This is a genomic window from Streptomyces sp. NPDC037421 (genome assembly GCF_055602105.1).
The window spans coordinates 152288-171754 of record NZ_JBVJWV010000012.1 but is presented as its reverse complement, the minus strand read 5'-3'; the positions used below and the strand labels follow the sequence as shown (position 1 = coordinate 171754).

Below are 19467 nucleotides of genomic sequence, written 5' to 3'. Positions count from 1 at the left end.
GGCCCTACCGGGCCAGCTCCGCCCAGACGGTCTTGCCGATGATCCGGTCCATGACCCCCCAGTCGGTGGCGAGGGCGTCGACGATGCGCAGCCCGTAGCCGGACTCCGCCTGGTACGCATGGGGCCGCACGGCGGGGCGCCGGTCCCTGCGCGGGTCGGACACCTCCAGGCGGAGCACGCCCTCCAGCAGGGTCATGCGCAGCTCGAAGTCCCGCCCGATGACGCGGCCGTGGGTGACGGCGTTGGAGGCGAGCTCCGCGACGAGGAGCCCGGCGTCGGCGGAGAGCGCGGTGCCCTCGGGGACACCCCAGTCGTGCAGCGAGACGAGGGTCAGCTGCCGGGCGAGGCGGGCGCCGCGGGGGGTGCAGCTGAAACGCTGAGTGAACACGCGTACGAGGGCCTTGGGGTGGCCGAAGGGTGCGGTCATGGCTAGAACGTCCCGTGTCAGCACGGGAGTTCCCAGCAAGGCGACTACTACTGTTGAAGAGTAGTAGTCCAGTGTCTGGACAGGCGCAGTCACCGACCGTGAACATGAGTAATCGGGAGGTGACCGTGATGACGGCTGGCATGGGCAGCAACGGTGACGACCAGGTGGAACCCGATCCCGACCTGCGGAACTTCGGTGACGTGCTCAAGGCGACCCGCAAACGCGCCGATCTGACCCAGGAACAGTTCGGCCCACGGGTCGGCTACTCGGTGCAGTACGTGGCGTCCGTGGAGCAGGGCCGCCGACATCCGTCCGCGAAGTTCGTGAACAAGGCGGAGGAGGTGCTGGACGCCTTCGGGGTCATCCAGATCGCGGCGAAGCAGCTGACGCGCAGGCGTGGGCTGGCCTCGTGGTTCAGGCGGTGGGCGGAGCTGGAAGAGGTCGCGGTCGCGCTCAATACGTACGAGTGCCGGGTGGTGCCCGGGCTTCTCCAGACGGAGGCGTACGCGAGGGCCCAGATCCAGAACGTGCCGCCCATGTCTACGGCCCAGGAAGCGGAGGACCGGATAGCTCGACGCTTGGAGCGACAGGAGTTGCTCACTCGAACCCCCTACGCATCCTTCAGCTTCATCATCGAGCAGGCGGTGATCGAGCGGCAAACGGGTGGCCCGGCAGTGAGCCTTGAGCTGATCGACCACCTGCTGGAATGCGCCCGGCTCCCCAATGTGGACGTCCAGATCATGCCGACGATCAGCCCGGAACACTCGGGCACCGACGGCCCCTTCCAACTCCTCGAAACCCAGGAGAACGAGTGGTGGGGCTATAGCGAGGGACAGAAGACCGGCCGGGTCATCTCCGACCCGAAAGCCGTAAGCGGCCTTCACCAGCGGTATGCCAAACTTCGCATCCAGGCCCTCAATCCCACGGACAGTGCGGGCCTGTTGATGCGATTGCGAGGATCCCTGTGAACAGCTCCCAGCTCCGGTGGTTCAAGAGCAGCTACAGCGGTAGCGAGGGCGACAGCTGCGTCGAGGTCGCCCTCTCCTGGCACAAGTCCACCCACAGCGGCAGCCAAGGCGACGACTGCGTCGAGGTCGCCGCCTGCGCCGACACCGTCCACGTCCGGGACTCGAAGCTCACTGCCAGCCCCGAGCTCGCGGTCAGCCCCGGCACCTGGACCGCGTTCCTCGGCGGTGTCACCGCCTAAGGCGGCGGGATCGGTCCCGGCGCCGCCACGCCCGGGGCCGGACGCCAGAAGCGCCCGTCAGGCAGGGCCTGACGGGCGCCGAGGAAGTAGTCGGCATCGCGCTGGAACCGGACACCCGGCACGGCGCCGCGTACGTGCGCCCAGATGCTCGGCGCCACGCGGTATTCGCCGCACACCATCCAGGGGTCGTCGCCCAGCACGAAGAGGTGCCGGATCTTGAGGAACTGGTCCCGGGAGAGGGACACGGACTCGACTATCTCTTCGTCCACGTCGCCGAAGCCGGTCAGATCCCAGACGAGGTTGTACCCGTCCGCGAATGGATAGTCGCTGCTCATCTCGCTCAAGCTAGGCGGCCCCCACGGGCCGCCGCACCTGCTTTTTACCTGCGCTCAGGCGCCGAAGACCTGGCCGAGCAGCGACTTCTGGACCGCCGTGAAGGCTTCCGCCGTCTTCATGAGGTCGAGCCGGGCGTCGCTGGAGGTGAGCGAGGCGGTCAGCGTCGTCCTGCCGTCGGGCGAGCTGTACATCAGGGCGCCCCAGCCCCAGAAGCCGCCGTTGTGGGTGTAGATCGTGCCGTGCTCGGTCTCCTCGACGATCAGGCCGAGGCCGTAGGCGAACTTGGTGTGGGGGCTGCGCATCTCGTCGAGCAGCGGGGCCGGCAGGAGCTCGCCGCTCATCAGGGCGGAGAAGAAGGTGTGCAGGTCCTTGGTCGTCGAGATCATGTCGCCGGCGGCGGAGATCCACGAGGGGTTGGCGCGGGTGACGTCGACGGTCTTCCACTCCTCGCCGTCCTGGTAGGTGTAGTAGCCGTGGGCGTGCGGCTCGGGGATCTCGGGCGAGGCCTCCGGGAGGAAGGTGCCGGTCAGCCCCAGCGGGGCCAGGAGCCGCTCCCGCATCTCCTCGGCGAACGGGCGCCCGGCGACCTTCTCGACCAGGAGCCGCAGGAGCACGTAGTTGGTGTTGGCGTAGCTCCAGTCCGTGCCCGGCTCGAAGCGGGCCGGCTTGGACAGGGAGAACCGGACGAGTTCCTCCGGCCGGTAGGTGTGGAGGAGCTTGTCCACCCACTCCTGGCCCTGCCAGTCGATGCCCGGGGCGATGGTGCCGTCCTCGTAGTACTCGCCGGTGAAGTTGAAGAGGCCGCTGGTGTGCTGGAGCAGCATCCGGACGGTGATCCGCCGGTCGAGCTCGTACTCCGGGAGGTAGTCGTCGACGGGGCCGTCCAGGGCGATCCGGTCGTCGGCGACCAGCTGGAGGACGAGGGTCGCGGTGAAGGTCTTGGTATTGCTGCCGATCCGGAAGTGCCCGTCGGCCTGCGGTGCGGCGCTCTCGCCGAGCTTGCGTATCCCGGCGGCGCCGGTCCACTCGCCCCGCTCGTCGTTCACTCGCACCAGCACCCCGGCCCAGGCCTCGGACGCGGCGATCTCCTCGATGGCCTTCTGCAGTTCCGGACGGTCGTTGTTCGGCTTGACGGACATGGTGGTCTGCTCCTTGGCGTGGTGGTGGGTGTGCGGTGTCGGGCGAGGAGGGCGTGCGGCTCAGACGGTGCGGGCGGTGATGTCGCCGTAGGCGGTGGTGGCGTGGATGGTGAGGGCGTCGCCCTCGCCGGTGTTCTGGAGGGCGTTGCCGATGCGGCCGTAGCCGGTGCCGGCGTCGAGGGAGGCGGAGACTCCGCGGGCGGCGCCGACGGTGATGTCGCCGTGCTCGGTGTGCAGGGTGACGGTGCCGCCGGTGGCCTCGGTGATGGTCAGGTCGCCCTTCTGGGTGCGGATGTCGGCGGAGCCGGTCAGGCGGCCGACCGTGACGTCGCCGGCTGCGAGGGTCAGGCGGACGCCTGCGGCCTCGTCGAGCTTGACGGTGCCGTGGGCGCTCTCCAGGGACACGTCACCCAGGCGGCCGGTGGCGGTGAACTCGGCCGACGCCGTCTTCGCCTCGATGCGGGACCCGGCGGGCAGCTGGACGGTGACCTGCACGGTGCCGGAGGCGCCGAACGCCTCGTTCTTCTGCGGGGTGTTGATGCGCAGGACGCCGTCGCGGAGGTCGACCGTGGTCTCCTCGGCGGCCTTCACGTCGCGGCTCTTGCCGGCGTCGGCCGGGAGGATCTCGACGGTGGTGTCGGCGCGGTCGGTGGCGATGAATCGGATGTTCCCGGCGGGGACGTCGAGGATGGTGGCGATCGCGGCGGTGGTGGCGAAGTTCTGCATGATTTCTCTTCCTTCGGGTTCGTTCTCGCTGTTTCCGATGACCTGAACGCTACGTCGCGTTCACAAGGTGAGCAACAACTTCGTTGCGAGCAATCACCATCTCCGCAGGTCAGAGCCATAAGATCGTTGCACCACGCCTAAATCTAACGCAACGACAGCTACGCATCCGTTGCAACAGCTCGGATTTGAACGCTACGCTGGAGCCACAGAGGCAACAGGAAGCACGAAAGCAGCGCGAAGGAGACCGCACATGCCGGGAGGCAGGCTCACCCAGCAGGAACGCCAGCAGATCGCACTGGGGGTGGCCGACGGCCTCGCCTACGCGGAGATCGCCAGGCGCCTCGACCGCCCCACCTCGACGGTCACGCGCGAGGTGATGCGCAACGGCGGCCCCGCCGGTTACCGCGCCGACCTCGCACAGCGCGCCACCGAACACCGCACCCACCGCCGCAAGCAGGCCGCGCCCCGGGGCCCGCAGGCGCCCGCGCCGGCCCACGGCCGCGACCCGGAGGCGGTGCGCGAGTACGAGGAGATGTTCACGACCGTCCTGATCCAGTCGGGCCTGCCCAAGATGACGGCCCGGGTCCTCGTCTGCCTCTACACCGCCGACTCCGGCACCCTCACCGCGTCCGAACTCGTCCAGATCCTCCAGGTCAGCCCGGGGTCCGTCTCCAAGGCGGTCGCGCTCCTCGAAGGCCAGGGCCTCATCCGCCGGGAACGCGACGAACGCCGCCGCGAGCGCTACATCGTCGACGACGACGTCTGGTACGAGTCGATGATGGCCAGCGCCCGCTCCACCGCCCTGCTCGCCGAAACCGCGCGCAAAGGCGTCAACGTCCTCGGCCGCGACACCCCCGCCGCCACCCGCCTGGAGAACATCGGCCGCTTCGTCGACTTCGTCTCCGAGAGCATCGTCCGCGCCGCCGACCAGGCCCGCGAGATCCTCCACACCAAGCCCGAACAGGCCCCGTAGGGAATCCGGGAATCGGGGAAACGGGGAAGCAGCGTGTCGGCGGGCGATGAGTTCCGCCGGCGCGTGCAGTCTCGATCCTCGTCCACACACCCAACGGAGGAGGAGACAGACCCATGGTGCGGCAGCAGCTGCTGAGAGTGCAGAACTTCAACGTCTCGCGGGACGGATTCGGCGCCGGCGAGAACCAGAGCCTGGAACGGCCCTTCGGCGACGCCGACCCCGGGACCATGTTCGCGTGGGCCGGTGCCACGGCCAGCTGGCCGAACCGCACCGACCCCGGGGGCAGCCGCGGCCTCGACGACTACCTCACCCGGGACTTCGGGAACAACATCGGCGCCGAGATCATGGGCCGCAACAAGTTCGGCCCCCAGCGCGGCCCCTGGCAGGACCACGAGTGGCAGGGCTGGTGGGGCGACGAACCCCCCTTCCACACGCCGGTGTTCGTCATGACCCACCACGAGCGGCCGTCGTTCACGCTCTCCGACACGACCTTCCACTTCGTCGACGCCGACCCGGCCACCGTCCTCGCGCGGGCCAAGGAGGCGGCGGAGGGCAAGGACGTACGCCTCGGCGGCGGAGCCGCCACCGTCCGGGAGTTCCTCGACGCCGACCTCGTCGACACCCTGCACGTGGCGGTCTCCCCCGGGGTCGAGATCGGATCCGGGTCACGGCTGTGGAAGTCACCGGACGAGCTGCTCGACCGCTTCCACCTGGAAGTCGTCCCCAGCCCGACCGGCAGCGTGGTCCACCACCTGTTCTGGCGGAGGTGACTTCCGCGCCCGAACGCGGTGGACAGGGGTCGGAGCCTGATCGATAGTGCCGCCATGGCATCTCTCGTACGACACGTGACCATCGACTGCGCCGACCCCTACGCCCTGGCGCAGTTCTGGCTCGCCGCCCTCGACGGCAAGCTCGGCGACGACGACCACCCCGGCGACCCCGAGGTACTGGTCGAGACCCCCGGGGCCGGACTGCTGTTCATCCGGGTACCCGAGGGCAAGACGGTGAAGAACCGGGTCCACCTGGACCTCCAGCCGCAGGACCGCACCCGCGACGAGGAAGTGGAACGCCTGACCGGCCTCGGCGCGACCGTGGCCGGCGACCACCGCAACCCGGACGGCACGGGCTGGGTCACCATGGCGGACCCGGCGGGCAACGAGTTCTGCGTGGAACGCAGCGCGGCCGAGCGGGGCTAGGGGGACACCCCCTAAGCCCCCTCCCACCGGACCTCGCCGTCCTGCCACCGGCCGGTGGGGGCGAGGCCGGCCGCGGCGGCGACGGCGGCGGACGCACGGTGGTCGGGGTGGACGTGCGCGACGACCGTGCCCGCCCGCCGCTCCCGGAGCCAGGCGACGAGCCCCCGGGCGGCCTCGGCGGCGATCCCGCGCCCCTGCCAGGGGGTCCCCACCACCCAGGACACCTCGGCGGTGCCGCCACCGACCGTCGCCTGAACGGTGCCGACGAGGCAGCCCTCCGCACGCAGCCGCACCACCCAGTTGCACCAGGAGACGGCCGGATCGGGCGACCCGGCGGACCACCTCACGTACCGGGCGCGCAGCTCCTCGACGGTCTCCGGCTCACCGCCGATGAAGGCGTGCAGGGCGGGGTCGCCCAGCACGACGGCCATCTCCCCGGCATCCTCGACGCGCAGCGGCACGAGGTCCAGCCGGGCGGTACGAACGGTCTCAGGCTCGATCACCCGGCCGATTATGCGCGGGCACCCGGGGGAGCGGGGTTTTCGGGCGGGCGGTCTCATGGCCGAAACCCCGCTCCCCCCGCCCCACCCCCACCCCCCGACCCCCCGCAGCCCCTCCCCTACGCTCCCCGCATGATCAACTCACAGACCCACATCCGTGTCGCCCGACCCTCCCGGGACCTGGAGGCCGCCGAGCGGTTCTACGTCGACGGGCTCGGGCTCGACGTCCTGTGGCGGAGCACCGAGCGCACGCCCGGGGAGCACGACCTGCTGATGGTCGGTCCGGCCGGGGGCGGGTGGCACTTCGAGCTGACGCTCGACCCCGACAACCCGATCGAGCCCTCCCCCACCGTGGACGACCTGTTCGTCGTCTACCTCGGCGAGGCCCCCGACGAGGAACTCGTGCGCCGGCTCGTCGACTGCGGCGGGACCCGGGTCCCCTCGCACAACCCGTACTGGGACGAGTACGGCGTCACCGTCGCCGACCCCGACGGCTACCGGCTCGTGCTCTGCTCCCGCACCTGGGGCTGAGCCGCCAGCCCCGCCTCCCGGGCGTCGATGAGCTCGTCCCAGTGTTCCCGCGTCCACTCGCACGCCGCGTCCAACGGCCCCAGCAGGCCGCGGCCGAGCAGGGTGAGGGCGTAGCCGCCGGACTCCTCCCGTACGACGAAGCCGTCGCGCTCCAGCCCGCGCAGGGACTGGGTCAGGGACTTGGCGGTGATGCCCCTCAGCGGGACCTTGAGCTCCGAGAAGCGGCGCGGGCCGCCTTCGAGGCAGCGCAGGACCAGCGGGGCCCACTTGTCGCCGACGCGGAACGGCACCAGCGTCGAGGGGCAGACGGGGTCGAACATCTCGGGGTCCAGGGGCGGCTGCGTCATGATCACCACGGTAGGCCGGTATCCGATCGGTAACCAGCTCCTTTCCTACGCTCACCGGCATGACCAACGAGAACGAGACCAACGACAAGAACACCACCCCCGCCCGCCTCATCGTCTTCGGCGCCACCGGCCGCGTCGGCCGGGCCGTGGTCGCCGCCGCGCGGGCGCGCGGGGTCGAGGTGACGGCGGTGGGGCGGGCCGACGGGGAGGTGACCTCGGCGGCGGACGTGGCGCGGCTCGCCGCCGGGCACGACGCGGCTGTGGTCTCGGTGTACGACGCCCAGGCGGCGCCCGGGGAGTTCTTCCCGGGCGTGGCGCGGGCGATGGCGGCGGGCCTGCCGCGGGCGGGGGTGCGGCGGCTGGTGTCCGTCGGGCTGGCTTCCGTACTGCCCACGGCGGACGGGACCCCGCTGATGGACACCCCCGGGTACCCGCAGGAGTGGCGGGAGTTCTACGTCGGCCACGGCGCCGGCACCGAGGCGCTGCGGGCCGCCGCGCCCGGAGCCCTGGACTGGGCGGTGCTGTCCCCGGCGGGGGACTTCGACCACGAGGGCGTCCCGGGCGGCACCTCACGCCACGGCTACGCCTACGCCCCCGCGGACGCCGGCAGCCGGATCACCCCGGCGGGTTTCGCCGAGGCCGTCCTCGACGAGGCGACGGCCCCGACCCTGCACGCCGTGCACGCGGGCGTCACCGGGGCGGCGTCGTGACCCCCGAGGCACACGCGGGCGCCACCGGCACCACCACCGGCACCCCGTTCCCCGAGCGCGTCACCGACAGCCCCGCCCCCTGGGTGGCGGAGCACATCCGGCGCTTCGAGGAGACCGCGGGCCGGCCGCGCCCCGGGATCACGGACCTGCTGCTGACCACGCGGGGGCGCCGCTCGGGCCTGCTGCGCCGGACGGCGCTGGCGTACGTGCGCGACGGGGATGCGTACGTGCTGACGGCGTCGAACGCGGGCGGTGACCGCCACCCCGCCTGGTACCTGAACCTGGCCGCCGACCCGGCCGTCACCCTCCAGGTCGGCGCCGACACCGTCCCGGCGCTCGCCCGTCGCGCGAGCCCGGCGGAGGCGGAGCGGCTGTGGCCGGCGGTGGTGGCCGCGATGCCCTCGTACGCCGCCTACCGCGACGCCACGGCCCGGGAGATCCCGCTGGTCCTGGTGACCCCCACCGACTGACGGAGAACTACCCCTTCACCTTCGGCGCGTCGGGCACCCCGGCGTCCAGGGCGCTGCCGGCGCCCGCGAGGGAGCTGTTGGTGGAGTCGGCCGCGCTGCCGACGGCCGCGCCGGTGATGGCGACGGCGGTCCGGGTGTCCTGCACGGCCTGGCCGGGGTGGTCGACGATGCCGACGACGCGCTTGACCGGGGGCTGCCCTCCGAGGCTGGCCCCGGCCCCGTCGGCGGCGTGGGCGGTCAGGGGGGTGAGTGCGAGTGCGGCCCCGCCGGTGAGGGCCAGGGCGGTGAGGGTGCGCTTCATTGCCTTCATGCCCCGCCCAACGACCCCCCGCACCCCGGGTCACCGCCCGCCTCCGCCGTTCCGCGCATCGGATGACCCGGGCCCGCGTACGCCGACGGCCCCGGATCGGGGGATCGGTCCGGGGCCGCGGGTCATGACACAGCGGGAAGGAGAGGTCGGGAAATCAGGGGGTCAGTCCTCCACCACCAGCGCCGGGGTGGCCTTCGTCAGGACCTCGCCGCGGAAGAAGGCGGGGCTGCGGCGTTCGGTGACGAACATGACGACCAGGCCCAGGGCCAGCAGGCCGACGCCGATGACGAAGACGCTGCCGACGCCGAGGACGTCGGACCCGGAGCCGTAGGAGGGGTCCCAGGCGTCCATCAGGGTCTTGAAGAAGACCGCGGCGAGCAGCAGGCCGCCGAGGACGGGGAAGACGCCCTTGAAGAACAGGTCGCGCGCGGAGCGGCGCAGGTCGCCGCGGAAGTACCAGGCGCAGGCGAAGGCGGTCAGCGAGTAGTAGAAGCAGATCATCAGGCCGAGCGCGAAGATCGTGTCGGTGAGGACGTTCTCGCTGACGAGGGTCATCACGGTGTAGAAGGCGCCGGTCGCGATGCCCGCCACGACGGTGGCGCGGCCGGGGGTCTTGAACTTCGGGTGGACCTTGGCGTACGAGGGCGGCAGGGCCTCGTAGGTGGACATGGCCAGCACGGTGCGCGCCACCGGGATGAAGGTGGTCTGGAGGGAGGCGGCGGCGGAGGCGAGGACGGCGACGAAGAGCAGGATGCCGAGCACGGGGCCCATGACGGGGCCGGCGAGGGCGGCGAAGACGTTGCCGGAGGTCTCCTCGTTGCCGAGGCCGAGGCCCTCGGCGCCGGAGCCCACGGCCATCTGGGCGGCGATGCCGGTGGCCAGGTAGGAGCCGACGAGGACCACCATCGCGATGAGGGAGGCGCGGCCGGGGGTCTTGGCGGAGCCGGTGGTCTCCTCGTTGGTGGCCAGGCAGGCGTCCCAGCCCCAGTACATGAAGATCGAGAGGGAGAGTCCGGCGGTGAAGGCGCCCATGGACTCGACCGCGAAGGGGTTCATCCACTGCCAGGAGAAGTCCAGGCCGGTGTCGAAGGTGCCGGCGGAGGCCTTCTGGAGGGCCATGGCGACGAAGACCGCGAGGACGACGAGCTGGAGGCCGACCAGGGTGTACTGGACGCCCTTGGTGGCGGTCATGCCGCGGTAGCTGATGGCGGTCGCGACGGCGATCAGCGTCAGGCAGGTGGCGATGTGGACGAGCTTGTTGTCGTCGAGGGCGGCGATCGACGGGTTGCCCGTGATCTCGCCGGCCAGCAGCCAGAAGTAGGAGGTGGCGACGCCGGCGAGGTTGGAGAGCACGATGATCGTGGCGATCACCAGGCCCCAGCCGCACATCCAGCCGATCCGGGGGCCGAAGGCCTTGACGGTCCAGGTGAACGAGGTGCCGCAGTCCGGCATGGCCTTGTTGAGCTCGCGGTAGGCGAAGGCCACCAGGAGCATCGGGAGGAAGCCGGCCAGGAAGACCGCCGGCATCTGGACGCCGACCTCGCCGGCGGTGGAGCCGAGGGTGGAGGTCAGGCAGTAGACGGGGGCGACGGTGGAGATGCCGATGACGGCGCTGCCCAGCAGGCCGACGGAGCCCTTGCCGAGGCCCTTGCCCCGGACGTCGGTGTCGTTCCCGGCGCCGCCCTCGGCGACGCCGCTTACCGTGTCTCCGACCCGAGGCCGCGTGTCCAGCTGTGTCATGGGACAGGACGGTAGATGCTGCGGTTTCCTGATCCGGAAGACTTAAGTCCGGTAAACCACAAGGCTAAATTCCTTGGATTACGAAGATCAGATCCGTTCACGAACTGGCAATACAAGGTTCACCCAGGCACCCATCCGCGGTTCACGAGGCATCGAGACGAACGTTCCGGAATGCGGAAACCGCAGGACTACCCCATATGTCCGTTTCAAAACTTTCCCGTGCCAATTTTCGAAGCCTCCGGAACCCGCCCCAGCCCCCGAAACGACTGCGCCCCGTGAAAACCGCTGGACGGCCCGTGACCACGGCTGGCAGGCTCCCGGCATGACCTACGGAATCGAGTCCCACCCCGCCCTGTGAGCGCCCGCGACGAGCGGACGCCGCTCACTCCCGGAGCCTCCCTGTACGACTACGCCCTGTTCCGCCGGGGCACCGAACCCGCCGACGCCTTCCCGCGCCGCGGCTACCCGGTCCCCGACGGGCCCGACGGCCCGCCGGACCCGCCGCCCTCCCGCCCCGGCCTCACCTGGGACCGCGCGCAGGAGGAAGTCACCGCCGCCCTCGCCGGCCCGCTGGCCGACCCGGACCCCGTCCGGGCCGCCGAAGCCGTCCACCACGCCACCGGCCGGCTCCGGCTGCCGGACCGCACCGTCCGCGCGGTGGCCACCCGGATGCCGCTGGCCGACGACGCCGCCGCCCGGGCCACCGCCCGCCGGCTGACCCGGACCGGCACCACCCTCGCCGCCGTCGGCGTCGGCGTCGCGCTCCTGATCCGCCTCGGAGAACCCGAGGACGTGCCCTGCCTCAAGGCCCTCGGCCTGCTGCGCGGACTGGGCCAGCCGGCCGCGGCCGCACTGGACCCCCTCGACCGGCAGGCGGCAGCCCTGCTGCTGCTGACCCACCTCGGCCGCGACCGGACGCTGACCCCGCTGGTCAGCGCGGCCGCCGCCGGGTCCGACGGCGACCGGGCCGTACGGGACGCACTCGTCGCCCTCGTCACCGCACCGGACTGGGCCTCCACCACCCGCTGGCAGTCCCGCCGGATCGCCGAGGCCGCCCGCCTCGACGGCCTCCTGCGCGCGTACCCCGACGACACCGGGCTGATCACGGCCGCCGGGCGGCTGCTGCACGCCATGGCGAGCCAGTACAACGCACGCGCCGACCTCCTCGACTACGCCCCGGCGGTGGAGGCGTACCGCACCGTGGTGGCGCGGGCGGGCCGGCCGGACCCGGACCTCGACCACCAGGCGCTCCTGCTCTCCCTCGCCCAGGACCTGCACAGCGGCACCGGCGCACTGCTCGACTGGCCGGCCGGCGAACGGGAGGCCCTGCTCGCCCTCCTCGGACAGCACCTGGGCACCGAACCCCCGCCCGGGCCCCACGACCGCCGCGCCGCCTGGCTCGCCCGCAACCGCACCCGCCCCTTCCTCCACCCCGCACCGCACGCACCCCTGCGCATCGAGGTGGTGGTCGGCGACCCCGCCACCCACCCCGCCGTCGAGACGCGGATCCTGATCGACGGACGTCCCCTCGTACCGGCCCTCTTCGGCAACGGCGCGGCCCATCCGCCCGAGCACCTGCTCGACGACGGCGGACTCCTCGCCGGCCCCGGACCGCGCGAGGTGCAGCTCGCCGAGGCGGACTGCACCGAGGGCTGCTGCGGCGCCCTCTACGTCACCGTCCGCCGCGACGGGGACGAGGTCGTCTGGGACGGCTGGCGCGGTGCGGCCGGACCACCCCCGCCGGAGCTCCGGTTCGACGCGGCCGCGTACCGGGCCGAGGTCCGGCGCGCCCGGGCCGACGAGTCCTGGGCCTGGCCGGCCCGGCGCACCGCCCGGCGGATCACGGCGGCCCTGCGGCAGCGGCCGGAGCTGCGGACCCGCTGGGACCTCGGGTGGATCCGGGCCGCCACGGGCTGGCGCGACCCGGACACCGTGATCGTCAACTTCGGCCACCGGCCCGCCCAGGCGACCCCGCCGGGACCGGGCGAGGACCCCGGCCCGAGCCTGATGTTCGAATGGCAGCTGCCCGACGACGGCCGCCCGCCCGAGGTACAGGCCGAAGCGGCGGTGGCCCGCCTGGAGACCACCGACCCGAAGACGTACGCCCGGGTGGCCGGCGGGGACCGGGAGTTGGCCGAGTCCCTCGGGTACGCCTGGCCGCAGCAGAACTGACGCGGGCCCCCGGGGTGGACCGGGGCCCTCCCCCTCCATCAGGTCGTCCAGACCACCGACTGCACCTCGCTGTACGCGTGCAGCGCGTACGAGCCCACGTCCCGCCCGACCCCCGACCGCTTGAACCCGCCGAACGGGGCCTCCATGTTGCGGCCGATCGTGTTGACCCCGACCCCGCCCGAGCGCAGCCGACGGGCCACCCGGAAGGCACGGGCCGCGTCCCCGGACCACACGTAGCTGATCAGCCCGTAGTCGCTGTCGTTCGCCAGCCGGACGGCCTCCTCCTCGTCCCCGTCGAACGGGACCACGACCACGACCGGGCCGAAGATCTCCTCCCGCACCACCCGCATGTCGTTCGTGCAGTCCACCAGCAGCGTCGGCGCCACGTAGAAGCCGCGGCCGTCGCCGACCACCGGGCGCTCGCCGCCGTACGCGATCCGCGCGCCCTCCTTGCGGCCCAGCTCCACGTACGACTCCACCCGGTCGCGGTGCGCGGCCGAGATCACCGGGCCGACCACCGTGCCCCGCTCCCCCGGGTCGCCGACCTTCATGAACGCCAGATAGCCGCGCAGCTTCTCCACCAGCGGTTCGTACACCGACCGGTGGACGATCACCCGCGTGGGCGCGGTGCAGATCTGGCCGCTGTAGAAGGAGAAGGTGGTGCCGATGCCCATCACCGCCGCGTCCAGGTCGGCGTCCTCCAGGACGACCGCCGCGCCCTTGCCGCCCAGCTCCATCAGCTGCCGCTTCATGGACCGCCCGCACACCTCGGCGATGCGCTGCCCGACGCCCGTGGAGCCGGTGAAGGAGACCATGTCCACGTACGGGGAGTCCACGGCCGCCTCGCCGACCTCCACCGAGGCGCCCGAGACGACGTTCACCACTCCGGCCGGGACCCCCGCCTCGTGCAGCGCCTCGGCCATCTTGAACACCGACAGCGGGTCCTGCGGGGCGGGTTTGACCACCACCGTGTTGCCCATGGCGAGCGCCGGGGCGACCTTGCCGGCCGGGTTCGCCCACGGGTTGTTGTACGAGGTGATGCAGGTGACCACCCCGACCGGCTGGCGCACCTCCAGCGCGCCCAGGACGGACGCCTTCCCCATCGGGCCGGCCTCGGTGACCTGCGGCGGGAGCCCCTTCTCCACCGGCTCCAGGGCGCCCTTCGCGTACCGCCGGAAGCGGGACACGCCGACGCCGACCTGCATCCCGCGGGCGATGCCCGTCGGCGCGCCCGTCTCCGCCTGGGCCAGGGCCGCCCACGGTTCGAACTCCCGCTGCATCACGTCCGCGGCCCGGTCGAGGATGGCCGCGCGCTCCTCGGGGGCCGTACGGGACCACGTACCGAAGGCCTCGGCGGCGGCGCGGGCCGCCTCCTCGACCTGCGCGCGGGAGGCCTCGGGAGCCAGGCCCACCACGGACTCGTCGGCCGGGTCGACCACCTCGTAGTGGCCGCCGTCGGGCTCGACCCACTCGCCGCCGATGTAGAGCCGTGTCATCGCGTGCTCACCGTCCTCGTGTCGCGGCCGGAGCGGAGCACGGTCCCGGGGACCGCGCCGGTCACCTCGTCGTCGCGGATGGTCTCCACGCCGTTGACGCGTACGGACACCACCCCGACCGCCCGCGCGTCCAGCCGCGGGCTGTCGCCGGGCAGGTCGTGGACGAGGGTCGCCGGGCCCGCGTCGATGCGCTCGGGGTCGAAGAGGACCAGGTCGGCGTGGAAGCCCTCGGCGATCCGGCCGCGCTCGCGCAGCCCGAACAGCCGGGCGGGGTCGTCGGTGAGCATCCGCACCGCCTGCTCCAGCGGGACGAGCTTGCGGCCGCGCAGGCAGTCGCCGAGGAACCGGGTCGTGTACGGGGCCCCGCACATCCGGTCCAGGTGCGCGCCGGCGTCCGATCCGCCGAGCATGACGTCCTCGTGCTGCCAGGTCTCGGCGCGCAGGGTCCAGCTCGCGGGGTCGTTGTCGGTGGGCATGGGCCACAGGACGGTGCGCAGTCCGTCGTTGGCGCAGATCTCCACGAGGCACTGGAAGGCGTCCTGGCCGCGCTCGGCGGCGATGTCGCGGACGACGCGTCCGCTGAGCCCCTCGTTCTCCTTGCTGTACGTGTCACCGATGACGTAGCGGCCGAAGTCGGCGAGGCGCCGGAAGACCCCGGCCTCCTTGCTGTCGGCGCGGCGCAGCATCCCGGCGCGTACGTCCGGGTCGCGGAGCCTGGCGATCCGTTCGGGGACGGGGAGGGCGAGGACCTCGCCCCAGCCGGGGATGAGGTTGAGGGCGCAGAAGGTGCCGAGGGACATGTTCATGGGGGTGAGGATCGGCATGGTCAGCGCGACGATCCGGCCGCCGGCCTTGCGGGCGCGCTCGCTGGGGACCAGCTGGCGCGGGACGCGTTCGGGGACGGCGGCGTCGATGGTGAGGACGTTCCAGTTGAGGGGCCGGCCGGCGGCGGCGCTCATCTCGACGAAGAGGTCTATCTCGTCGTCGGAGAACTGGTCCAGGCAGCCGGCGACGATGGCTTCGAGCTGGGTGCCCTCGTGTTCGCCGACGGCGCGGGAGAGCGCGAGGAGTTCGGCGGGTTTGGCGTGCCGGGAGGCGACGGGGGCGCCGGCGCCGTCGGAGTGGGTGGAGGACTGGGTGGTGGACAGCCCCCAGGCGCCGGCGGCCATGGCCTCGTGGAGGAGGTCGGTCATCTGCCGCAGCTGCCCGGGGGTGGGCTGTCCGCCGACGGCGTCCTCGCCCATGACGTGCCGGCGCAGGGCGCAGTGGCCGACCATGAAGCCGGCGTTGACGGCGATGCGTCCTTCGAGGGCGTCGAGGTACTCGCCGAAGGTGGACCAGGTCCAGTCGACGCCTTCCTCCAGGGCGGCGAGGGCCATGCCCTCGACCTTGCTCATCATGCGGCGGGTGTAGTCGGCGTCCTCGGGGCGGGCGGGGTTGAGGGGCGCGAGGGTGAAGCCGCAGTTGCCGCCGGCGACGGTGGTGACGCCGTGGTTCATGGAGGGGGTGGCGTAGGGGTCCCAGAAGAGCTGGGCGTCGTAGTGGGTGTGCGGGTCGATGAAGCCGGGGGTGAGGACGAGGCCGGTGGCGTCCTCGGCGGTCGCCGCCTCTGCTTGGGTGCCGGGTGGGGCTATGACGGCGATGCGGCCGTCCTTGATCCCGACGTCCGCGGTGTACGCGGGGGCGCCGGTGCCGTCGACGACGGTCGCTCCGCGGATGAGGTGGTCGAGCATGCGGGTCCCCTCCTGGGTGGTCCGTGGTCTTTGCCGTTGCCCTGGCCGGGCGAGTTCCGTGTCCCGCGGCCCTCCCCTGGCGGGGGTTGTTCCCTGCCGGGCCGGACCCGGCGCGCCGGGCGGGGCGCGTGGCCCTGCGGGGCTGTCCCCTGCCCGCCCTTCCACCGTTCCCAGGGCTCCGCCCTGACCCGCGCCTCCATCGCCGGCGGGGCTGGATTTGGCCGCGCTGGGCCGGAACGTGCCGCTCGGTGGGCTGGAGTGCCCGGAGGGCACTTCCAGCCCCGCCGGCGACTGGGGCGAGAACGGTTGAAGGGCGGGGAGGGGCGGCCCCGCGCAGCGGCCGGCCACCCGCACCCGGCCCGCCGGCCCCAGCCACCCGCACGGGCCCCGCACCACGTCCGACGGCCGGAGGCGGGCGCGTCAGGAACGGGCGGACTGGCGGAAGCGGGTCGTGCGGTGCACCGGGTCCGTGTCGATGTGCGGGATGACGTGTTCGCCGATCAGCTTGATCGTCGTCATCGTGTCCTCGTACGAGACACCGGTCGGCAGTCCGAAGGACAGCTGGTCCGCTCCCGCCTGCTCCCAGCGCTTGCACTGGGCCCGCACCTCCGACGGGTCACCGCAGATCAGCAGCTCCTCCGCGATGAGCAGCTCGATGATCTCCGCGTTGTACTCCGGCAGGGTCTCGGGCCACTGCGGGATCGCCTCCGGCCGCGGGAAGGTGTCGTGGTAGCGGAACACCAGCGACTGGAAGCGGTTCATGTTCGCGTTGACGGCGATCTCCACCGCCTTCTCGTGCGTCTCGGCGCAGATCGCCGTCGAGGTGACCATCACGTTGTCGTTCACGAAGGCCCCGATCGCCTTCGCCTCCTGGATCGCCGTCTTGTACTGCTCCAGGACCCACTCCATGTCGGAGACCTTCTGGACGCTGAAGCCCAGCACCCCCAGGCCCTTCTTCGCCGCCATGGCGTAGGAGGAGGGCGAGCCGGCGGCGTACCACATGGCCGGGTGGGCCTTGCCGTACGGCTTGGGGAAGATCTTGCGCGGCGGGAGCGACCAGTGCTTGCCCTGGAAGCCCTCGTACTCCTCCTGGAGGAACATCTTGGGGAACTCCGCGATGGTCTCCTCCCAGATCTCCTTGGTGTGGTTCATGTCCGTGATGCCGGGCAGGAAGCCGAGGATCTCGTGGCTGCCCGCGCCGCGTCCGGTGCCGAACTCGAAGCGGCCCTTGGAGAGGTGGTCGAGCATGGTGACCTTCTCGGCCACCTTCACCGGGTGGTTGACCGGGGCGAGCGGGTTGAAGATGCCGGAGCCGAGGTGGATGCGCTCGGTGGCGGCGGCGAGGTAGCCGAGGAAGACCTCGTTGGCGGAGAGGTGGGAGTACTCCTCCAGGAAGTGGTGTTCCGAGGCCCAGGCGTACTTGAAGCCGGACTTGTCGGCCTGGATGACGTACTGGGTCTCCTCGAGCAGCGCCTTGTGCTCCGCCTCGGGGTCGACCTTGGACCGCGCCTCAGGCACGTATCCCTGCACGAAGAGCCCGAATTCCAAGGGGTTCACCGTCCTTAGGTTTCTGACGTTGCGTCAGATTCGATGGGTCCGACTGTTCCACCGCCGGGGCGGGACCGTCAAGAGAGCCGTAAGGCCTGATCTGACGAGTCGTCAGGAAACACTCGGAGGGGGTCTCAGAGGATGCTGACGCCCGCCATCCAGCCGCCGTCCACCACGAACGGCTGGCCGGTGATGTAGGAGGAGTCGTCGCCGGTCAGGAAGAGGGCGAGCTTCGCGATCTCCTCCGGCCGCCCCACCCGGCCCAGCGGGACCACCCGCTTGTACAGGTCGGCCATCGCGTCCCTGGCCTCGTCCGTCATCCCCGCCGGGTCGAGCAGCCCGGGGTTCGCCATGGGGGTGTCCACCGCGCCCGGGCACATCGCGTTGACCCGGATGTTCTTCGCGGCCAGTTCCAGCGCCGCCACCCGCGTCAGCCCGAGGATCGCCGCCTTGGTCGCCGCGTACGCGCCCACGTACGCCATGCCCGTCAGGCCGGTGTAGGAGGAGGTGTTGACGATGGTCCCGCCGCCGGCCTCCGCGATCTCCGGGGCGAGCGCCTTGATGCCGAGGAAGGCCCCGATCTGGTTGACCTCGACCACCTGGCGGAACTCCTCCAGCGGGGTCGAGGCCAGCTCGTTGAAGCGCAGGATGCCCGCGTTGTTGACCAGCCCGTCCACCCGGCCGAAGGCCTCCTTCGCCGCGGCCACTGCGGCCGCCCAGTCCTCCTCCCGGCTCACGTCCAGCCGTACGTACCGCACCCGGTCCGCACCCGCCTCCGCGGCGATCTCCTCGGCCACCGCGGCGCCCTGCTCGTCCAGCACGTCGCCCAGCAGCACCCGCGCGCCCTCGGCGGCGAAGAGGCGGGCCTCCTGCTCGCCCTGGCCGCGCGCCGCACCGGTGATGACGACGACGCGCCCGTCCAGCTTGCCCATCCCGTACTCCTAGTCGTTGAGGAGCGGGGCCACCTCGGCCCCGAAAGCGGTGATCTGGTCCACGAGTTCGGCGCGGTCGCGATTGCGGAAGCGGACCTGGATCTGGTCCACGCCCAGCGCCGCGTACTCCCGCAGGGACGCGGCGAGAGCCTCCGCCTTGCCGGTCAGGGTCCGGCGGCCGGCGTCCCAGCCGGGCTCGCCCACGTACAGCGGCTCGGTGATCGCGCCGACCTCGAACGGGCCCTCGACCCCGGCCGCCTCCCGCAGCTCGCGGATCCGGGCCACCTGCCCCGGGATCCGCTCGCGCGGGTCGCCCTGCGGGAGCCAGCCGTCGCCGCGCACGGCGGCCCGGCGGACGGCCGCCGGGGAGGAGCCGCCGACCCAGACCGGGATCCGCTCCTGCGCCGGCCGGGGCAGCTGCCCGAGGTCCCGGAAGGAGAACCGCTCCCCCTGGAACTCCGGGCACTCCTCGGGGCCCAGCGCCGCGCGCAGCGCGTCCAGGCTCTCGTCCAGCACGGCCCCGCGGCGCTCGAAGTCGACGCCGAGCACCTCGAACTCCTCCTGGACGTGCCCGGCCCCGACCCCGAGGACCAGCCGGCCCCCGGAGAGGTGGTCGAGGGTCGCGTACTGCTTGGCGGTGAGCAGCGGGTGGCGCAGGCCGACGATCGCGACGTGGCTCAGCAGCCGCACCCGCTCGGTGATCCCGGCCAGGAAGGCCAGGGTGGCCACCGGGTCGTACCAGACGGTGCCCATGGGGCCGGCCAGGCGGCGCGGGATGGCCACGTGGTCACAGGTGGCCACGTACCCGAAGCCGGCCCGGTCGGCGGCGCGGGCCACCTCGGCGAGGTCGGCCGCGCCGGCCGAGGCCTCCCAGGGCTCGGCGTAGATGGTGCTCTGCGACTGGACCGGGAGCTGCATCCCGTACTCCAGCCGGCCTTCCGGAAACACGCGTGCCATGCCGGGCCCGCCTCGCC

The 19467-nt window shown here is 72.1% G+C and carries 22 protein-coding genes; 9 read left to right on the top strand and 13 right to left on the bottom strand.

All coding sequences use genetic code 11. From position 1 onward, the window contains the following. Positions 1–4: 4 nt before the first annotated feature. Positions 5–427 carry an ATP-binding protein gene (locus ACZ7IF_RS19865; protein WP_470972834.1) on the bottom strand — a complete coding sequence of 141 codons (423 nt, stop codon included), beginning with the start codon at positions 425–427 and terminating at the stop codon, positions 5–7. 128 nt (positions 428–555) lie between these two features. On the opposite strand from ACZ7IF_RS19865, the gene ACZ7IF_RS19860 reads away from it, so the two are divergent. Both ACZ7IF_RS19860 and ACZ7IF_RS19855 read left to right on the top strand, forming a co-directional pair. Beyond that, on the top strand, positions 556–1395 hold the full coding sequence (locus ACZ7IF_RS19860; RefSeq protein WP_470972950.1) for a helix-turn-helix domain-containing protein: 840 nt from the start codon (positions 556–558) through the stop codon (positions 1393–1395). After that, positions 1392–1634 carry a DUF397 domain-containing protein gene (locus ACZ7IF_RS19855; RefSeq protein ID WP_470972832.1) on the top strand — a complete coding sequence of 81 codons (243 nt, stop codon included), beginning with the start codon at positions 1392–1394 and terminating at the stop codon, positions 1632–1634. The genes ACZ7IF_RS19860 and ACZ7IF_RS19855 overlap by 4 nt, the downstream gene beginning before the upstream one ends. Here ACZ7IF_RS19855 and ACZ7IF_RS19850 read toward each other — a convergent pair. From ACZ7IF_RS19850 to ACZ7IF_RS19840, 3 genes are read right to left on the bottom strand one after another with little or no spacing between them, the layout of a single operon-like run. Next, positions 1631–1969, bottom strand: coding sequence for a hypothetical protein (locus ACZ7IF_RS19850; protein WP_470972830.1), 339 nt, complete (start codon positions 1967–1969; stop codon positions 1631–1633). The genes ACZ7IF_RS19855 and ACZ7IF_RS19850 overlap by 4 nt on opposite strands. 54 nt (positions 1970–2023) lie before the next feature. After that, positions 2024–3109, bottom strand: coding sequence for a serine hydrolase domain-containing protein (locus tag ACZ7IF_RS19845; RefSeq protein ID WP_470972828.1), 1086 nt, complete (start codon positions 3107–3109; stop codon positions 2024–2026). A 60-nt stretch (positions 3110–3169) separates the two neighbouring features. Next, positions 3170–3835 carry a DUF4097 family beta strand repeat-containing protein gene (locus ACZ7IF_RS19840; protein ID WP_470972826.1) on the bottom strand — a complete coding sequence of 222 codons (666 nt, stop codon included), beginning with the start codon at positions 3833–3835 and terminating at the stop codon, positions 3170–3172. A 250-nt stretch (positions 3836–4085) separates the two neighbouring features. Here ACZ7IF_RS19840 and ACZ7IF_RS19835 point away from each other — a divergent pair, with 250 nt between their 5' ends. The 3 genes from ACZ7IF_RS19835 (at position 4086) to ACZ7IF_RS19825 (ending at position 6004) form a co-directional block, all read left to right on the top strand. Then, a complete protein-coding gene (locus ACZ7IF_RS19835) occupies positions 4086–4808 on the top strand; it encodes a helix-turn-helix domain-containing protein (protein WP_470972824.1) in 723 nt (240 codons plus the stop codon). A 113-nt stretch (positions 4809–4921) separates the two neighbouring features. Then, positions 4922–5578, top strand: a complete 657-nt coding sequence (locus ACZ7IF_RS19830; protein WP_470972822.1) for a dihydrofolate reductase family protein — start codon at positions 4922–4924, stop codon at positions 5576–5578. A gap of 54 nt (positions 5579–5632) precedes the next feature. Further along, the gene (locus ACZ7IF_RS19825) at positions 5633–6004 is read left to right on the top strand and encodes a VOC family protein (RefSeq protein ID WP_470972820.1); all 372 of its coding nucleotides are present in this window, start codon (positions 5633–5635) and stop codon (positions 6002–6004) included. A gap of 11 nt (positions 6005–6015) precedes the next feature. Here the strand turns inward: ACZ7IF_RS19825 and ACZ7IF_RS19820 are convergent, their stop codons facing one another. Continuing rightward, positions 6016–6507 carry a GNAT family N-acetyltransferase gene (locus ACZ7IF_RS19820; protein ID WP_470972818.1) on the bottom strand — a complete coding sequence of 164 codons (492 nt, stop codon included), beginning with the start codon at positions 6505–6507 and terminating at the stop codon, positions 6016–6018. Between the two features lie 129 nt (positions 6508–6636). Here ACZ7IF_RS19820 and ACZ7IF_RS19815 point away from each other — a divergent pair, with 129 nt between their 5' ends. Continuing rightward, positions 6637–7035, top strand: a complete 399-nt coding sequence (locus tag ACZ7IF_RS19815) for a VOC family protein (protein ID WP_470972817.1) — start codon at positions 6637–6639, stop codon at positions 7033–7035. Here ACZ7IF_RS19815 and ACZ7IF_RS19810 read toward each other — a convergent pair. After that, on the bottom strand, positions 6999–7382 hold the full coding sequence (locus ACZ7IF_RS19810; protein WP_470972815.1) for a winged helix-turn-helix transcriptional regulator: 384 nt from the start codon (positions 7380–7382) through the stop codon (positions 6999–7001). The two genes, ACZ7IF_RS19815 and ACZ7IF_RS19810, sit on opposite strands and share 37 nt — an antisense overlap. Positions 7383–7441: 59 nt before the next feature. Here ACZ7IF_RS19810 and ACZ7IF_RS19805 point away from each other — a divergent pair, with 59 nt between their 5' ends. Then, positions 7442–8092: an NAD(P)-dependent oxidoreductase gene (locus ACZ7IF_RS19805; protein WP_470972813.1), complete on the top strand. Its 651-nt coding sequence runs from the start codon at positions 7442–7444 to the stop codon at positions 8090–8092. Further along, positions 8089–8562: a nitroreductase/quinone reductase family protein gene (locus tag ACZ7IF_RS19800; protein ID WP_470972811.1), complete on the top strand. Its 474-nt coding sequence runs from the start codon at positions 8089–8091 to the stop codon at positions 8560–8562. The genes ACZ7IF_RS19805 and ACZ7IF_RS19800 overlap by 4 nt, the downstream gene beginning before the upstream one ends. Before the next feature lie 7 nt (positions 8563–8569). Here the strand turns inward: ACZ7IF_RS19800 and ACZ7IF_RS19795 are convergent, their stop codons facing one another. Both ACZ7IF_RS19795 and ACZ7IF_RS19790 read right to left on the bottom strand, forming a co-directional pair. After that, the gene (locus ACZ7IF_RS19795) at positions 8570–8872 is read right to left on the bottom strand and encodes a hypothetical protein (RefSeq protein ID WP_470972809.1); all 303 of its coding nucleotides are present in this window, start codon (positions 8870–8872) and stop codon (positions 8570–8572) included. Positions 8873–9034: 162 nt separating this feature from the next. Further along, positions 9035–10612: an APC family permease gene (locus ACZ7IF_RS19790; protein WP_470972807.1), complete on the bottom strand. Its 1578-nt coding sequence runs from the start codon at positions 10610–10612 to the stop codon at positions 9035–9037. Between the two features lie 354 nt (positions 10613–10966). Between ACZ7IF_RS19790 and ACZ7IF_RS19785 the strand changes: the two genes are divergently transcribed. Beyond that, positions 10967–12784, top strand: a complete 1818-nt coding sequence (locus tag ACZ7IF_RS19785) for a hypothetical protein (protein ID WP_470972805.1) — start codon at positions 10967–10969, stop codon at positions 12782–12784. A 38-nt stretch (positions 12785–12822) separates the two neighbouring features. Here the strand turns inward: ACZ7IF_RS19785 and ACZ7IF_RS19780 are convergent, their stop codons facing one another. The 5 genes from ACZ7IF_RS19780 to ACZ7IF_RS19760 form a co-directional block, all read right to left on the bottom strand. Beyond that, the gene (locus ACZ7IF_RS19780) at positions 12823–14280 is read right to left on the bottom strand and encodes an aldehyde dehydrogenase family protein (RefSeq protein ID WP_470972803.1); all 1458 of its coding nucleotides are present in this window, start codon (positions 14278–14280) and stop codon (positions 12823–12825) included. Next, positions 14277–16013 (bottom strand): N-acyl-D-amino-acid deacylase family protein, encoded by a 1737-nt coding sequence (locus ACZ7IF_RS19775; protein ID WP_470972801.1) that lies wholly within the window; start codon positions 16011–16013, stop codon positions 14277–14279. The genes ACZ7IF_RS19780 and ACZ7IF_RS19775 overlap by 4 nt, the downstream gene beginning before the upstream one ends. Positions 16014–16433: 420 nt before the next feature. Then, positions 16434–17561 carry an LLM class flavin-dependent oxidoreductase gene (locus ACZ7IF_RS19770; protein ID WP_470972948.1) on the bottom strand — a complete coding sequence of 376 codons (1128 nt, stop codon included), beginning with the start codon at positions 17559–17561 and terminating at the stop codon, positions 16434–16436. Positions 17562–17695: 134 nt separating this feature from the next. After that, positions 17696–18493 carry an SDR family NAD(P)-dependent oxidoreductase gene (locus ACZ7IF_RS19765; protein WP_470972799.1) on the bottom strand — a complete coding sequence of 266 codons (798 nt, stop codon included), beginning with the start codon at positions 18491–18493 and terminating at the stop codon, positions 17696–17698. A gap of 9 nt (positions 18494–18502) precedes the next feature. After that, positions 18503–19450, bottom strand: a complete 948-nt coding sequence (locus ACZ7IF_RS19760) for an LLM class F420-dependent oxidoreductase (RefSeq protein WP_470972797.1) — start codon at positions 19448–19450, stop codon at positions 18503–18505. Positions 19451–19467: the final 17 nt, after the last annotated feature.

Excerpts from the sequence above, each read along its gene's own strand:
- ACZ7IF_RS19865 (WP_470972834.1), bottom strand. The coding sequence starts at position 427 with ATGACCGCACCCTTCGGCCACCCCAAGGCCCTCGTACGCGTGTTCACT.
- ACZ7IF_RS19860 (WP_470972950.1), top strand. The coding sequence starts at position 556 with ATGACGGCTGGCATGGGCAGCAACGGTGACGACCAGGTGGAACCCGAT.
- ACZ7IF_RS19850 (WP_470972830.1), bottom strand. The coding sequence starts at position 1,969 with ATGAGCAGCGACTATCCATTCGCGGACGGGTACAACCTCGTCTGGGAT.
- ACZ7IF_RS19845 (WP_470972828.1), bottom strand. The coding sequence starts at position 3,109 with ATGTCCGTCAAGCCGAACAACGACCGTCCGGAACTGCAGAAGGCCATC.
- ACZ7IF_RS19840 (WP_470972826.1), bottom strand. The coding sequence starts at position 3,835 with ATGCAGAACTTCGCCACCACCGCCGCGATCGCCACCATCCTCGACGTC.
- ACZ7IF_RS19835 (WP_470972824.1), top strand. The coding sequence starts at position 4,086 with ATGCCGGGAGGCAGGCTCACCCAGCAGGAACGCCAGCAGATCGCACTG.
- ACZ7IF_RS19830 (WP_470972822.1), top strand. The coding sequence starts at position 4,922 with ATGGTGCGGCAGCAGCTGCTGAGAGTGCAGAACTTCAACGTCTCGCGG.
- ACZ7IF_RS19825 (WP_470972820.1), top strand. The coding sequence starts at position 5,633 with ATGGCATCTCTCGTACGACACGTGACCATCGACTGCGCCGACCCCTAC.
- ACZ7IF_RS19815 (WP_470972817.1), top strand. The coding sequence starts at position 6,637 with ATGATCAACTCACAGACCCACATCCGTGTCGCCCGACCCTCCCGGGAC.
- ACZ7IF_RS19810 (WP_470972815.1), bottom strand. The coding sequence starts at position 7,382 with ATGACGCAGCCGCCCCTGGACCCCGAGATGTTCGACCCCGTCTGCCCC.
- ACZ7IF_RS19805 (WP_470972813.1), top strand. The coding sequence starts at position 7,442 with ATGACCAACGAGAACGAGACCAACGACAAGAACACCACCCCCGCCCGC.
- ACZ7IF_RS19795 (WP_470972809.1), bottom strand. The coding sequence starts at position 8,872 with ATGAAGGCAATGAAGCGCACCCTCACCGCCCTGGCCCTCACCGGCGGG.
- ACZ7IF_RS19790 (WP_470972807.1), bottom strand. The coding sequence starts at position 10,612 with ATGACACAGCTGGACACGCGGCCTCGGGTCGGAGACACGGTAAGCGGC.
- ACZ7IF_RS19780 (WP_470972803.1), bottom strand. The coding sequence starts at position 14,280 with ATGACACGGCTCTACATCGGCGGCGAGTGGGTCGAGCCCGACGGCGGC.
- ACZ7IF_RS19775 (WP_470972801.1), bottom strand. The coding sequence starts at position 16,013 with ATGCTCGACCACCTCATCCGCGGAGCGACCGTCGTCGACGGCACCGGC.
- ACZ7IF_RS19765 (WP_470972799.1), bottom strand. The coding sequence starts at position 18,493 with ATGGGCAAGCTGGACGGGCGCGTCGTCGTCATCACCGGTGCGGCGCGC.
- ACZ7IF_RS19760 (WP_470972797.1), bottom strand. The coding sequence starts at position 19,450 with ATGGCACGCGTGTTTCCGGAAGGCCGGCTGGAGTACGGGATGCAGCTC.